General features: G+C 65.7%; 11 protein-coding genes. 6 read left to right on the top strand and 5 right to left on the bottom strand.

Features of this window, described 5'->3' with window-relative positions; genetic code table 11:
• Positions 1-1,404: a peptidoglycan DD-metalloendopeptidase family protein gene (locus AB5Y54_RS14250; RefSeq protein WP_042864587.1), complete on the top strand. Its 1,404-nt coding sequence runs from the start codon at positions 1-3 to the stop codon at positions 1,402-1,404.
• Positions 1,405-1,610: 206 nt separating this feature from the next.
• On the opposite strand, the gene AB5Y54_RS14245 is transcribed toward AB5Y54_RS14250, so the two are convergent.
• Positions 1,611-2,261: a Qnr family pentapeptide repeat protein gene (locus AB5Y54_RS14245; RefSeq protein ID WP_041212172.1), complete on the bottom strand. Its 651-nt coding sequence runs from the start codon at positions 2,259-2,261 to the stop codon at positions 1,611-1,613.
• Positions 2,262-2,349: 88 nt separating this feature from the next.
• Between AB5Y54_RS14245 and AB5Y54_RS14240 the strand changes: the two genes are divergently transcribed.
• Positions 2,350-3,357, top strand: coding sequence for a substrate-binding domain-containing protein (locus AB5Y54_RS14240; RefSeq protein WP_039039499.1), 1,008 nt, complete (start codon positions 2,350-2,352; stop codon positions 3,355-3,357).
• A gap of 110 nt (positions 3,358-3,467) precedes the next feature.
• Complete coding sequence (locus tag AB5Y54_RS14235) at positions 3,468-3,857, top strand: nuclear transport factor 2 family protein (RefSeq protein ID WP_041214080.1); 390 nt, start codon at positions 3,468-3,470, stop codon at positions 3,855-3,857.
• 55 nt (positions 3,858-3,912) lie between these two features.
• Here AB5Y54_RS14235 and AB5Y54_RS14230 read toward each other — a convergent pair whose 3' ends face one another.
• The 4 genes from AB5Y54_RS14230 to AB5Y54_RS14215 form a co-directional block, all read right to left on the bottom strand.
• A complete protein-coding gene (locus AB5Y54_RS14230; protein WP_151027772.1) occupies positions 3,913-4,605 on the bottom strand; it encodes an AraC family transcriptional regulator in 693 nt (230 codons plus the stop codon).
• 138 nt (positions 4,606-4,743) lie between these two features.
• Positions 4,744-5,385 (bottom strand): bifunctional 4-hydroxy-2-oxoglutarate aldolase/2-dehydro-3-deoxy-phosphogluconate aldolase, encoded by a 642-nt coding sequence (locus AB5Y54_RS14225; protein WP_039039502.1) that lies wholly within the window; start codon positions 5,383-5,385, stop codon positions 4,744-4,746.
• Between the two features lie 9 nt (positions 5,386-5,394).
• Positions 5,395-7,191, bottom strand: coding sequence for a phosphogluconate dehydratase (edd, locus tag AB5Y54_RS14220; RefSeq protein ID WP_161646870.1), 1,797 nt, complete (start codon positions 7,189-7,191; stop codon positions 5,395-5,397).
• A 60-nt stretch (positions 7,192-7,251) separates the two neighbouring features.
• The gene (locus AB5Y54_RS14215) at positions 7,252-7,761 is read right to left on the bottom strand and encodes a gluconokinase (RefSeq protein WP_039039504.1); all 510 of its coding nucleotides are present in this window, start codon (positions 7,759-7,761) and stop codon (positions 7,252-7,254) included.
• Positions 7,762-7,926: 165 nt separating this feature from the next.
• On the opposite strand from AB5Y54_RS14215, the gene AB5Y54_RS14210 reads away from it, so the two are divergent.
• From AB5Y54_RS14210 to recG, 3 genes are all read left to right on the top strand, one after another.
• Positions 7,927-9,288, top strand: coding sequence for a GntP family permease (locus AB5Y54_RS14210; RefSeq protein ID WP_223918078.1), 1,362 nt, complete (start codon positions 7,927-7,929; stop codon positions 9,286-9,288).
• A 152-nt stretch (positions 9,289-9,440) separates the two neighbouring features.
• Positions 9,441-10,790 (top strand): CDP-diacylglycerol--serine O-phosphatidyltransferase, encoded by a 1,350-nt coding sequence (pssA, locus tag AB5Y54_RS14205; RefSeq protein WP_161646872.1) that lies wholly within the window; start codon positions 9,441-9,443, stop codon positions 10,788-10,790.
• Positions 10,791-10,966: 176 nt separating this feature from the next.
• Entirely contained in the window at positions 10,967-13,036 is a 2,070-nt protein-coding gene (gene recG / locus AB5Y54_RS14200; protein WP_010672534.1) for an ATP-dependent DNA helicase RecG, read from the top strand.
• Positions 13,037-13,162 lie beyond the last annotated feature (126 nt).

The raw sequence follows: 13,162 nt of genomic DNA, 5'->3' as shown, positions 1-13,162 counted from the left end.
ATGCGGGGATGCGAAATTATTTCACAGAAAACCAGTCGCGTCGGCCTGTTGGCCGGCGCGCTGTTTTTTTGCCTGATCGGCGGTACCGGCACAGCCCAGGCTGCGAACCAGCAGCTGGGGGCCATGCAGTCCCAGATCAAGGAACAGCAACAGACCCTCAAGCTCAGCAAGCAGGAGCTTGCCAAGCTCAACACCCAGCTCAAGGCTGACGAGCAGGCCATTTCGGCTGCCGCCGCCAAACTCGAGCAGACCAGACAGCAACTCCGGCAGAACCAGCAGAAGCTGGCGTCCCTGCAGCAGGACAAGCTGGCACTGGAGCAACAAGCCAAACACCAGAAGCAGTTGCTGGCCAAGCAGGCGGAAAGCGCCTTCCAGGCGGGCAACCACGATTACCTCAAACTGCTGCTCAACCAGCAGGATCCGGCCAAGCTGAGCCGCGCCCTCGACTATTTCGACTACCTCAACAAGGCCCGTATCGAGGCCATTGAAGCCCTGCGCGCCACCCGTGACAAGCTGGCCAAGAACCAGCAGGCCACCAGGGAGACCGAGAGCCGCCTCCAGACCCTGCTCGGCGAGCAGCAGGAGCATCACCAGAGCCTGCTGGCCAGCCAGCAGAGCCGTGCCAAGGTGCGCAACCAGTTGCAGCAGTCGGTGCAGGCCGACGAGCAGAAGCTCGACAAGCTGGTCAAGGCGGAGAAGGCGCTCAAGGCGCGGCTGGAAGAGCTGCGTCGTCAGCAGGAAGAAAAGGAACGCCGCGAACGGGCCGAGCGGGAGCGCCTCGCCAAGATCAAGGCCGAGCAGGAGCGCCAGCGCCGTCTGGAGGCCCAGCGCCTGGCAGCCGAGCAGAAGCGCATCGAGGAGCAGCAGCGGATCGCGGCCCAGCAGCGCCAGGTCGGCGAACAGCAGCGGCTGGCGGCCCAGCAGCAACGCGTCGCTGAACAGCAGGCCAAGGTGGCGCAGCAGCAAGCGGCCGCCCGCAACAGCGCCAAGGCAAGCAGCAACGGCTACGGCGGTCTGAGCACGGGTGGCAACCTGCGCTGGCCGGTGCAGGGCCCCATCCTCATCTCCTACGGCTCGCCACGTACCGCCGAGCTGAAGTGGAAGGGCACCCTGATCGGCGCCAGCGAAGGGACCCAGGTCAAGGCGGTGGCACCGGGCCAGGTGGTCTACGCCGACTGGCTCGACGGCTTCGGCATGCTGCTGGTCATCGACCATGGCAAGGGCTACATGAGCCTCTACGGCCACAACCAGTCGCTGCTGCGCCAGGTGGGACAAAAGGTGGAGCAGGGTGAGCCCGTGGCCCTGGTCGGCGACAGCGGCGGACAGGAGCGCTCCGGCCTCTACTTCGAGATCCGCTATCAGGGCGAGGCCATCAACCCGACCAAGTGGCTGGCCAGACGCTAAGCCCGCCTTGGCGGTGCCCGAGTGGAGTCCGCTACCTCATCCCCAGCCCTTCTCCCGCGAGGGGAGCAGGGAGCAAAAGACAGCAACACCGCGTCGTTTAGCACTTCACCTGACAAAAAGTCTGCATCGCGCAGGCTTTTTGCTTGGCAGGGGAGGCACCACACCGCCCGCCCCGATGATGAAAACTTACCTCTTTTCCACCCCGCTCAGGGGAAGACCACCAGCCCGATCTGCTCCAGCAGCCCCTGCTGCTGATCTTCATTGATCTGCACCCCGGCGAGGTTGACCCGGCGCAGATCCAGGCCGGGCAGATCGCACTGGCGCAGATCGCACCCTTGCAGGTTGAAGCTGGTCCAGTCGATTTGCCCGAACTCGGAGCCGCTGAGATCCGAGCCTGCCAGGGAGGCGCCCAGCAGGTTGGCCCCCTGCCAGCGGTTTCCGGCAAGCTCGCACCGCTCCAGCAGGCAGCTTTCGAAGTTGGCGTAGCTGAAGTTGTTGCCGGTGAGGTGGGCCTCGCAGAAATAGCTTTTGGCAGTGATCCGGTTGGCGAAGCTGGCATGGGCGAAGTTGATCCCCATGGCCTGGCAGTCGCGCATCTCCAGCCCAAGACACTGGCTGCGGCCGAAGTCCGCCAGGGTGAGATCGCAGCGCAGGAAGCTCGCCTCCCTCAGATCGCAGCCCTGAAACAGGCATCCCAGCTCCCGTTCCCTGTCATAGAAGCTGCAGTCGACGAAGCGGCTCTCCCCGAGATCGAGCCAGGAGAAGTGACAGCCGATGAAGCGGCACCCCTGGAACTGCTCCCCCTCCACCTCCTGCTGCTCGAAGTGGACCCCCTCGAAACACCTGCCCTTGATCATCCCCTGCCCCCTGTTGATGGCGTCATATGCTGACATTGCCGTGCAAAAACGGTAATGTTACGTGTAACATTTTTTGCCGGATCCCCAGATGAACGACACCCGCAAGCGCCGCCCTACCCTGCAGGACATTGCCGACCTGACCGGTGTCACCAAGATGACCGTCAGCCGCTACCTGCGCGACCCGTCCGCCGTGGCCGAAGGGACCCGCGAGCGCATCGCCGCCGCGGTGGAGGAGCTCGGCTACATCCCGAACCGGGCGCCGGACATGCTGTCGAACGCCACCAGCAAGGCGATCGGCATCCTGATCCCCTCCCTCTCCAACCAGGTCTTCTCGGCGGTGATCCACGGCATCGAGGCGGTGACCCGGCCCGCCGGCTACCAGACCCTGCTCGCCCACTACGGCTACAGCCCGGAGCGGGAGGAGGAGCAGGTCGCCTCCCTCCTCTCCTACAACGTGGACGGGCTCATCCTCTCGGACACCCAGCACACCGAGCGCACCCGCAAGATGATCGCCACCGCCGGCATCCCGGTGGTGGAGACCATGGATCTGCCCCTCTCCCCCATCGACATGGTGGTGGGCATGGATCACCGGGCCGCCGCCCGGGCCATGGTAACAGAGATGCTGCGCCGGGGACGGCGCAAGGTGATCTACCTCGGCGCCCGGCTCGACGTGCGCACCCAGCTGCGAATGGAAGGCTACTACCAGGCGATGGCCGATTTCGGTCTGACCGGCCAGCACCTGCTGACGGAGCAATCCTCCAGCTTCACCCTGGGGGGAGAGCTGCTGGCCCAGGCCATGGCGCGCTTCCCCGATCTCGACGGCCTGTTCTGCACCAACGACGACCTGGCGGTGGGGGCCCTGCTGCAATGCCAGGCCAGGTGGATCCCGGTACCCCAGCAGGTGGCCATCGCCGGCAGCAACGCCCTCGACATCGGCCACGCCATGACCCCCAAGCTCGCCAGCATCGTCACCCCCCGCGAGACCATAGGTCGCGAAGCCGCCATCATGCTGCTGGCCCGCCTCGGCGGCCAGCCGCTGGCGACCAGGTGCAAGGACATCGGCTTCTCCCTCTATGAGGGGGAAAGCCTCGGCTGATCCCCGGCCATCATGGCGCGTTCGACCGCCATGATGGCGCCTTCTCCCCTCTCCCCTCGCCGCCCCCTGGCCTATGCTGGCTCCTCCATCCAACCTGTCAGGAGCAGACCATGCACCACACCGAACGATTGAAAGCCTGCCTGCAGCGCGTCATCTGCGATCCCGCCTTCCCCCTGGCGGAGCTCGACGCCTGGTTCACCCCCGACTACTGCCAGGAGGTGAACGGCGAGCGGCTCGACTACCCGGCGTTTCACCAGCACATCGCCACACTGCGCCGCCATCTGGCCGGGGCGAGCATCGAGTTTGTCGCCACCCTGGCGCAGGGGGAGCGGGTACACTCGACCCATGTGGTACGGGCCACCCGCCAGGACGGCGGCACCCTGGTCTGCAAGGTGAGCGGCCTCTTCACCTTTCGCGGCGATCGGATCTGCCACACCGACGAGGTGACCTGTCTGTTGGCAGGCAGCAAGGAGGATGCGGATATCGGCTCGCGGCGCTGACTGCCGGCAACCCGCAGACACCTCCATGGCGGGCAGGAAGGCAGACGACGGGCCCTCAGGCCGCCGGTTCGCGTCGGGCAAGGCGCTGGAGGGCGCGGGACAAGGCGCCGGGATCCTCGTAGCCGAGCCGATCGGCGATCTGGGCCAGCGTGAGCCCCCGGTGCTGCAACTGGCGCGCCCGTCCCAGCACCACCTGCTCCCGCCACTGGCGAAAGCTGCACCCCAGCTGCTGGAGGAAGAGTCGGTTGAGGGTACGCACCGAGGCGCCGCAATCTGCCGCCAGCGCCGTCAGCGTCAGATGGATGGCGGGTGCCTGGCACACCCTGTCCAGCACCCGCAGCAGGCGCGGGTCCAGCGCCCCGGCGAGGGGAATGCGCGCCGCGAGCGGGTCGGCGCGCTCCAGCTCCTGGCCAAGCACCGTCAGATAGGCCCCTTTCACCTCCTCCTCGGCCAGCTCGGACAGGCGGGCGAAGAGGCCCGCCAGCAGTGGGCTGGCCTGCAAGGGGCCGAAGGCGGTACGGGCCGACGTCGGCACATAGAGGAGGGAGAGTCGGGAGCGGCGCAGCACGCGAAACTCGTGCTCCCACCCCGCCGGAATAAAGCAGATCTGGCCCGCCACCAGCAGTTCTCCCTCCCCTCGCCCCGTGATGATGCCGCCCCCGTCGTGCAGATAGCAGTATTGGGCATGGGGGTGGCAGTGCAGCGCGGTGAAGTGCCCTTGCGGGTAGGATGGATGCAGACAGGACATGAAGGCTCCAGGGGAGAGGGGCGGCCCCCGACCTTAAGCCAGGGCGAGGCCGGAAGCAAACGGCCCACCCCCTCCCGGGGCGGAAAAACAGCAGGCCACCCGGGGGTGGCCTGTTTAATTTTTCTAAACGATATTTGCTTAGCGTTTAACCAATTCAACCGCTTCCCGGGAGAGGCGGGTCACCTCCTCCCAGTTGCCGCTCTTGACGGCGTCTGCCGGCAGCATCCAGGAGCCGCCGACGGTGGCCACACATTTCAGCGCCAGGTAGTCGGCCACGTTTTTCGGGCCGATGCCGCCGGTGGGGCAGAATTTCACCTGGGGCAGGGGCGCCGCGATGGCGGAGAGTGCCTTGGTGCCGCCGTTCGCCTCGGCCGGGAAGAATTTGAGGTGGTCGTAGCCTGCTTCCAGCGCCTGCATCACCTCGGACGGGGTGGCCACCCCCGGGATCAGCGGCGCCGTGCTCTTGGCCGCGTGGGCCAGCAGGGCCGGGGTCATGCCCGGGGAGATGACGAAGCGGGCACCGGCAGCGACGGCGGCATCAAACTGCGCGCAGTTGAGCACGGTACCGGCACCGACCATGGCATCCGGCATCGCCTTGGCGATGAGGGCAATCGCGTCCAGCGCCACCGGGGTGCGCAGGGTGATCTCGAACACCGAGATGCCGCCATCCAGCAGGGCCTTGGCCATGGGCAGGGCCTGCTCCAGGTCGTTGATGACCATCACGGGTACCAGGGGGGAGGCGGCAAACACCTCGGCAGGGGTCACTTTCCAGTTCTGCATAGCTCTTCCTTAGTCAAAGATGGTGGCGCCGCACTCGGCGCTCGATACCGCGCGACGCATCACGCTGAACAGTTCACGGCCCCACCCCTCTTGTTCCAGGGTGAGGTCGATCTCGGCCTGGGTACGGCCACTCAAATCGGTCAGGCAGTCGAGGCGGCCGGACTCGGCATCCACCCGCAGCAGGTCGCCATCGGCGAGCAGGCCGATGGCCCCGCCGTGCAGCGCTTCCGGGGTGACGTGGATGGCGGCCGGGATCTTGCCGGAGGCGCCGGAGAGGCGGCCGTCGGTGACCAGGGCCACCTTGTGACCCGCCTTCTGCAGGTTGCCAAGCACCGGCATCAGCTTGTGCAGCTCCGGCATGCCGTTGGCGGCTGGGCCGTTGTGGCGCACCACGATGACGGCGTCCTGGTTCAACTCACCGGCCTTGTAGGCCGCCTCCACCGCATGCTGGGAGGAGAAGACCCGGGCCGGGGCCTCGATGACCCGATACTCGGGCGCGACGGCGGAAACCTTGACCACGGCGCGGCCCAGGTTGCCCGCCAGCAGCTTGGTGCCGCCGGTGGCCTGGAACTCGCTGCCAGAGGGAGAGAGCACGCTCGGATCCCCGCTCTCGCCCACCGGTTGCCACACCAGCTTGCCATCCACCAGTGCCGGACGGCTGAGGTAATCCTGCATCTCGCCGAAGACCGGGGTGGCATCCAGGTGGATCAGCCCCTCTTCGGCCAGACGACGCATCAGGCCGGGCACGCCCCCCGCCTGTTCGAAGGCGTTGACGTCCGCCGGGCCGTTCGGGTACATGCGCACCAGGAGCGGCACCACGTCGGAGAGATCGCTCAGGTCGTCCCAGGTCAGCTCAAGCCCGGCGGCGCGGGCCAGCGCCACCATGTGAATGCTGTGGTTGGTGCTGCCGCCGGAGGCGAGCAGGGCCACCAGGCCGTTGACCAGGGCGCGCTCGTCGATCACCGCACTCAGGGGGCGATAGGCCGGGGAGCCCGGGATCATTGCGCTGATGCGGCGGGCCGCTTCCTCGGTGAGGGCGTGGCGCAGCTCGCTGTGCGGATGCACGAAGGCGGAGCCCGGCAGCATCAGACCCATGGCTTCGAACACCAGCTGGTTGGTGTTGGCGGTGCCGTAGAAGGTGCAGGTGCCCGCCGCGTGGTAGGCGCCGCACTCCATCTTGAGCAGGGCGTCGCGGCCCACTTCACCGGCAGCGTACTGCTGGCGCACCTTTACCTTCTCGTCGTTGCTGATGCCGCTCGCCATGGGGCCGGCAGGCACGAAGGCGGTGGGCAGGTGGGCGTGGGAAAGCGCCCCCATGATCTGGCCCGGGGCAATCTTGTCGCAGATGCCGAGCAGCAGGGTGGCGTCGAAGGTGTTGTGGGAGAGGGAGACCGCGGTGGCCTGGGCGATGAGATCCCGGGAGAAGAGGGACATGTCCATCCCCGGCTGGCCCTGGGTCACGCCGTCGCACATGGCGGGCACGCCGCCGGCGACCTGGGCGCTGTGGCCGAGCTCCGCCAGGGCGCCCTTGATGATGTCCGGGTAGCCCTGATAGGGCTGATGGGCACTCAGCATGTCGTTGTAGGCGGTGACGATGGCCACGTTGGCGCGGGTCATGTCGAGGATGCGCCCCTTCTCGTCACAGCTCGAGGCGGCCACGGCGTGGGCCAGGTTGCCACAGGAGAGGGAGGCGCGGGTCTTGCCCTGATCGGCCTGGCGCTGGATGCGGGCCAGGAAGCGGGCACGGCGGGCGGTGCTGCGCTCGCGGATGCGGTTGGTCACCTGGGTGATCACGGGATGGGTCATAGCTTTCTCTCCAACTCTATATACGGGCGCGGTCGGCTGCAGCCGGGCGCGCGACATGGCTCATTGCGCCTGCGTCAGCGCGGTGACGGCACGGTCGACCACCTGTTCGAAGGTCCCGTCGATATCGATGCGAAACACGCCGGGCTCGCCATCCGGTCGCTCCAGGGTATCAAACTGGCTTTGTACCATGGCTTCGCGCATGAAGTGGCCCTGCCGTGCCCGCATCCGTTCGAGAATGAGGGACTGGCTGCCGTCCAGAAACAGGAAACTCACCGAGTCGTTGCCCTCGCGGATCTGGTCGCGGTACTGCTTCTTGAGGGCCGAGCAGACGATGACGCCGAGCTCGTTCTTGCGCTCCAGGCTGTAGGCCGCATCGCGGATCCGCTCAAGCCAGGGGGCCCTGTCTTCGTCGTTGAGCGGGTTGCCCGCCGCCATCTTCTGGATGTTCGCGCGAGGGTGCAGATCATCGCCGTCGATGAACTTGGCCCCCAGAGCATTGGCCACCTTGAGGCCGATGCTGGACTTGCCGCTGCCACACACACCCATCACGATAATGCACTTGCCCGCCATTATTTGACCTCTCTCTCACTTTTCAAAAAACGTTCGCCTGATGGGTTCTAAGCTACCACGTTACCGGTAACATGTTACCGGTAACGTTTCGCAATGTGAAGTGCAGCACAGAAATGTGCAGAACAACAACTAGAACCATTTGAGGACAATTTTATGGACGGAGCAATGAACACACCCGATGTCGCCTATCTGCTCTCGGTAGCGGGCGGAGCCATTGTCATGTTGCTGGTGCTGATCATGCGATTCAAGGTACATGCCTTCGTGGCATTGACCCTGGTCAGCATGCTGACGGCCCTGGCCACCGGGGTCACCTATGACCAGGTGATCCCCACCATGCTGACCGGTTTCGGCGGCACCCTGGCCTCGGTCGCGCTGCTGGTCGGCCTCGGCGCCATGATAGGCAGGATCCTGGAGATGACGGGGGGTGCCAAGGTACTGGCCGATACCCTGATCAACCGCTTCGGCTCCCACCGCGCCCCCTTCGCGCTGGGTGTGGCCTCCCTGCTGTTCGGCTTCCCGATCTTCTTTGACGCCGGCCTCATCGTCATGCTGCCCATCATCTTCAGCGTGGCGAAGCAGTTCGGCGGCTCCGTCCTCAAGTATGCCCTGCCCTCCGCCGGTGCCTTTGCGGTGATGCACGCCTTCCTGCCGCCCCACCCGGGCCCGGTGGCCGCCAGCGAGCTGCTGGGTGCCAACATCGGTCTGCTCACCATCGTGGGCCTGCTGGTCGCGCTGCCCACCTGGTATCTGGGTGCTTACCTGTTCGGGCTCTGGTCCGGCAAGAAGTTTGAGCTGCCCCTGCCCCCGAGCTTCACTGCCAGTGCCGAGCAGCTCTCCGACAAGGCGCCGAGCTTCGGCCAGGTGATCTCCATCCTGCTGCTGCCGCTGGTGCTCATCTTCATGGATACCGGCCTCAATACCCTGAGCGTCATGGGCGTCATCGACAAGGGTGCGGACTGGGTCAACGTGCTGCGCATGGTCGGCAAGACCCCGGTCGCCCTGCTCATCACTGTGCTGTACGCCCTCTGGATGTTCCGCCAGAGCCAGGGCAAGGTGCAGCTCGAGAAGTTCTGCAACGACGCCCTGGCCCCGGTCTGCGCCGTCATCCTGGTCACCGGTGCCGGCGGCATGTTCGGCGGCGTATTGCGGGCGAGCGGCATCGGCACCGCGCTGGCCGACGTCCTCTCCGATACCGGCATGCCGGTGATCCTCGCAGCCTTCCTGGTGTCCGCCGCGCTGCGGGTCGCCCAGGGTTCCGCCACCGTGGCCCTGACCACTACCGCCGCCCTGATGGCGCCGACCGTGGCCGCCACCACCGGCCTGAGCGAGCTGGACCTGACCTTCATCGTCATCGCCATCGCCGGGGGTGCCACCGTGCTCTCCCACTTCAATGACTCCGGCTTCTGGCTGGTCAGCCGCTTCCTCAACATGGACGAGAAGACCACCCTCAAGACCTGGACCGTGATGGAGACCCTGCTCGGTACCATCGCCTTCCTCATCGTGGCCACGGCCAGCGCCATCCTCTGACGGAAACACATCGGGGCCGCATCCGTCGGCCCCGATGTGATATTGCACCGACTTTTTACGGATTCTTGCTTGGGCCCATCGCCACAGATTGCTAGAATTGCCTATTCTTCGCCCCGAGTGGAACGCTTCATCCCGTGATTTCAGGCTTCTCTATGCATTCATCGGCACATTATCGACAGTTGCTGACCCGCTTACCCCAGATCGCGGTTGCCGCGGATCAGTTCCAGATACTCAGCAGCGCCAAAGACTTCAAGAGCCGGATCCTGTCGCTCATCGCCCATGCGACCCAGCGCATCTATCTGATCGCGCTCTATCTGCAGGATGACGAGGCGGGACGGGAGATCCTCTCCGCCCTCTATGCCGCCAAGCAGCGCAATCCCTCTCTCGACATCAAGGTGTTCGTCGACTTCCACCGCGCCCAGCGCGGCCTGATCGGCAAGGGCAAGCAGGGGGGCAACCACCTGATGTACCAGGCCATGGCCGCCAGCCACCAACACCAGATCGAGATCTACGGCGTGCCGGTCAAGGGCCGCGAGCTGCTCGGGGTGCTGCACCTCAAGGGCTTCATCTTCGACGACACCCTGCTTTACTCCGGCGCCAGCCTCAACGACATCTACCTGCACCAGCAGGAGCGCTACCGCTTCGATCGCTATCACCAGATCCACAGCCCGGCACTGACCCGCAGCATGGTCAACTACGTGGATGACGTCTTCCTCGGCAGCGAGGCCGTCCAGCGGCTGGATCGCACCGGCATTCCCGGCGCCAAGCAGCTCAAGGGACCGATCCGCCGCTTCAAGCAGCGTCTGCGCCTCTGCCAGTACCGCTTCGAGAGCATCCAGCCCAACGATCGGGAGCTCGCCGTGACCCCCATGGTGGGCCTGGGCAAGCGGGGCAACCAGCTCAACCGGATGATCCGCAACCTGGTGCGAGCCACCGAGCGGGAGATCTTCATCTGCACCCCCTACTTCAACCCCCCCAAGGAGTTGAACAAGGACGTGGAGGCGCTGCTCAAACGCGGCTGCAAGGTGACCATCGTCGTGGGCGACAAGACCGCCAACGACTTCTTCATCCCCCCGGAGGAGAAGTTCTCCACCATCGGCGGTCTGCCCTATCTCTACGAGACCAACCTGCGCAAGTTTGCCGAGCGCAACCAGCACCACATCGACAACGGCCGGCTCAACCTCATGCTCTGGTGCTGCGAGAAGAACTCCTATCACCTCAAGGGGATCTTCGTGGATGAGGAGTGGGCCCTGCTCACCGGCAACAACCTCAATCCCCGAGCCTGGGCGCTGGATCTGGAGAACGGCCTGCTGGTACACGACCAGCACCATCACCTGCGCGAGCAGTTCAGTGCGGAGCGGGAGAACATCCTGGCCCACACCCGCCGCATCAGTCACTTCGACCAGATAGAGCAGATCAAGGATTACCCGGATCAGGTGCGCAAGCTGCTGGCCCGGATCCACAGGGTCAAGGCTCACCTCCTGCTCAAGCGCATCATCTGACCGCCAGGGCGCCCCGTCAGTGAAAAGGCCTGCCGTTTCCGGCAGGCCTTTTTCATGGATGACCCTCCCCCCGCTCCCTTGCCCACCAGCCCGGAACGGCACAACGCGGCTTGCATCGAGGCCGCAACAACCCCTATCATCTGGACATATTTACAGTGTTTTCGGGCATCTAATTGATGAAATTGGATAAAATCTCCCTCGACAGCCTCAAGGGTGTCGGCAGCAAGATGCTGGAGAAACTCGAGCGGCTGGGGCTGGCCACGGTACAGGACCTGCTGTTCCACCTCCCCCTGCGCTACGAGGACCGCACCCAGGTGTGGCCCATCGGCGATCTGCCGCCCGGCCTGCACGGTGCCGTCGAGGGCGAGATCCAGGACACCCAGCTGGTAATGGGGCGCCGCCGCATGCTGGTGTGCCGTATCAGCGACGGCACCGGCAGCCTGACCCTGCGCTTCTTCAATTTCACCGCTGCCCAGAAAAACAGCCTGGCCCAGGGCCGCCTTATCCGCTGCTTCGGCGAGACACGTCCCGGCAAGTACGGCCTGGAGATGGCCCACCCCGAGTACAAGCTGCTCGGCGAGGAGCAGGCCGGCCAGACCGAAGAGGCCCTCACCCCCGTCTACCCCACCACAGAGGGGCTGCGCCAGCTCACCCTGCGCAGCCTCACGGATCAGGCCCTGGCCCAGCTCGACCTCTACGGGGTCGAGGAGCTGCTGCCTGCCGGCCTCTATCCCCAGCAGATCGATCTTGCCGCCGCCCTGAAGCTGCTGCACCGCCCGCCTCCCTCGGTGGCGCTGGCCCTGCTCGAGAGCGGCCAGCACCCGGCACAGCAGCGGCTGGTACTGGAAGAGCTGCTGGCCCACAACCTCTCGGTCTTGAAGGTGCGCGCCCAGGCACAGACCCAGCTGGCCCGCGCCCTCAAACCCGCTCCCGAGCTGGTCCGGCAACTGCTCGGCGCCCTGCCGTTCACCCCCACCGGCGCCCAGAGCCGGGTGGTGGCGGAGATAGCCAGGGATCTGCAGCAGAGCCACCCCATGATGCGGCTGGTGCAGGGGGACGTGGGCTCAGGTAAAACGCTGGTCGCGGCGCTGGCCGCCCTGCAGGCCATCGGCAACGGCTGCCAGGTGGGGCTGATGGCCCCGACCGAGCTGCTGGCCGAACAGCACGCCATCAACTTCGCCAGGTGGCTGGAGCCGCTCGGCATCAAGGTGGGCTGGCTGGCGGGCAAGCAGAAGGGCAAGGCGCGGGAAGAGGCGCTGGCCGCCATCGCGGACGGCAGCGTCAAGATGGTGGTGGGCACCCACGCCATCTTCCAGGAGCAGGTGGTATTCCAGCGCCTCGCCCTGGTCATCATCGATGAACAGCACAGGTTCGGCGTGCATCAGCGCCTCGCCCTGCGAGAAAAAGGAGAGCGGGAAGGGGTGCATCCCCACCAGCTCATCATGACCGCCACCCCCATCCCCCGCACCCTGGCGATGACCGCCTATGCGGACCTCGACACCTCCATCATCGACGAGCTGCCGCCGGGCCGCACTCCCATCACCACAGTCGCCCTGCCGGACAGTCGCCGCCAGGATGTGATCGAGCGGGTGAGGCTCGCCTGCGAGGAGGGCAAGCAGGCCTACTGGGTCTGCACCCTGATCGAGGAGTCGGAGGTGCTGGAGTGCCAGGCCGCCGAAGACACCGCCGCCGAGCTGCAAACCCTGCTGCCCGGCCTGCACATCGGCCTGGTACACGGCCGGATGCGCCCCGTCGAGAAACAGCGGGTGATGGAGGAGTTCAAGGCGGGCATACTGCAACTGCTGGTCGCCACCACCGTCATCGAGGTGGGGGTGGATGTGCCCAATGCCAGCCTGATGATCATCGAAAACCCCGAGCGACTGGGGCTGGCCCAGTTGCACCAGCTCCGCGGCCGGGTCGGGCGGGGGTCGGTGGCCTCTCACTGCGTGCTGCTCTATCATGCCCCCTTGTCCAAGACCGCCCAGAGCCGCCTCGGGGTACTGCGGGAGACCAACGACGGCTTTCTCATCGCCCAGCGGGATCTGGAGCTGCGTGGCCCAGGCGAGCTGCTCGGTACCCGCCAGACCGGCCTGGCCGATCTCAAGATCGCCGATCTGGTGCGCGACCAGCCGCTCATCCCTCAGGTGCAGAAGATGGCGCGCTTCCTGATGGACAAACACCCGGCTCATGTCGAGCCCCTGATCCGCCGCTGGCTGGGCCTGCGAGACCACTACTCCAATGCTTGACCAAGGCAGATGCAGAAGAGGGTCACCTTGCCTGATGGACAAACACCCGGCTCATGTCGAGCCCCTGATCCGCCGCTGGCTGGGCCTGCGGGACCACTACTCCAATGCTTGACCAAGGCAGATGCA

This window comes from Aeromonas sp. s9 (assembly GCF_040907765.1).
In the GTDB taxonomy this organism is placed as follows: Bacteria; Pseudomonadota; Gammaproteobacteria; order Enterobacterales; family Aeromonadaceae; genus Aeromonas; species Aeromonas caviae.
Note: the sequence above shows the minus strand (reverse complement) of the source record. Positions and strands in the feature narration are given on the sequence as shown.

Bases quoted from the DNA above. Each gene is read 5' to 3' on its own strand.
- edd (WP_161646870.1), bottom strand. From the start codon at position 7,191: ATGACCCATCCCGTGATCACCCAGGTGACCAACCGCATCCGCGAGCGC.
- pssA (WP_161646872.1), top strand. From the start codon at position 9,441: ATGCATTCATCGGCACATTATCGACAGTTGCTGACCCGCTTACCCCAG.
- AB5Y54_RS14230 (WP_151027772.1), bottom strand. From the start codon at position 4,605: ATGTCCTGTCTGCATCCATCCTACCCGCAAGGGCACTTCACCGCGCTG.
- AB5Y54_RS14245 (WP_041212172.1), bottom strand. From the start codon at position 2,261: ATGATCAAGGGCAGGTGTTTCGAGGGGGTCCACTTCGAGCAGCAGGAG.
- AB5Y54_RS14210 (WP_223918078.1), top strand. From the start codon at position 7,927: ATGAACACACCCGATGTCGCCTATCTGCTCTCGGTAGCGGGCGGAGCC.
- AB5Y54_RS14235 (WP_041214080.1), top strand. From the start codon at position 3,468: ATGCACCACACCGAACGATTGAAAGCCTGCCTGCAGCGCGTCATCTGC.
- recG (WP_010672534.1), top strand. From the start codon at position 10,967: ATGAAATTGGATAAAATCTCCCTCGACAGCCTCAAGGGTGTCGGCAGC.
- AB5Y54_RS14240 (WP_039039499.1), top strand. From the start codon at position 2,350: ATGAACGACACCCGCAAGCGCCGCCCTACCCTGCAGGACATTGCCGAC.
- AB5Y54_RS14215 (WP_039039504.1), bottom strand. From the start codon at position 7,761: ATGGCGGGCAAGTGCATTATCGTGATGGGTGTGTGTGGCAGCGGCAAG.
- AB5Y54_RS14225 (WP_039039502.1), bottom strand. From the start codon at position 5,385: ATGCAGAACTGGAAAGTGACCCCTGCCGAGGTGTTTGCCGCCTCCCCC.
- AB5Y54_RS14250 (WP_042864587.1), top strand. From the start codon at position 1: ATGCGGGGATGCGAAATTATTTCACAGAAAACCAGTCGCGTCGGCCTG.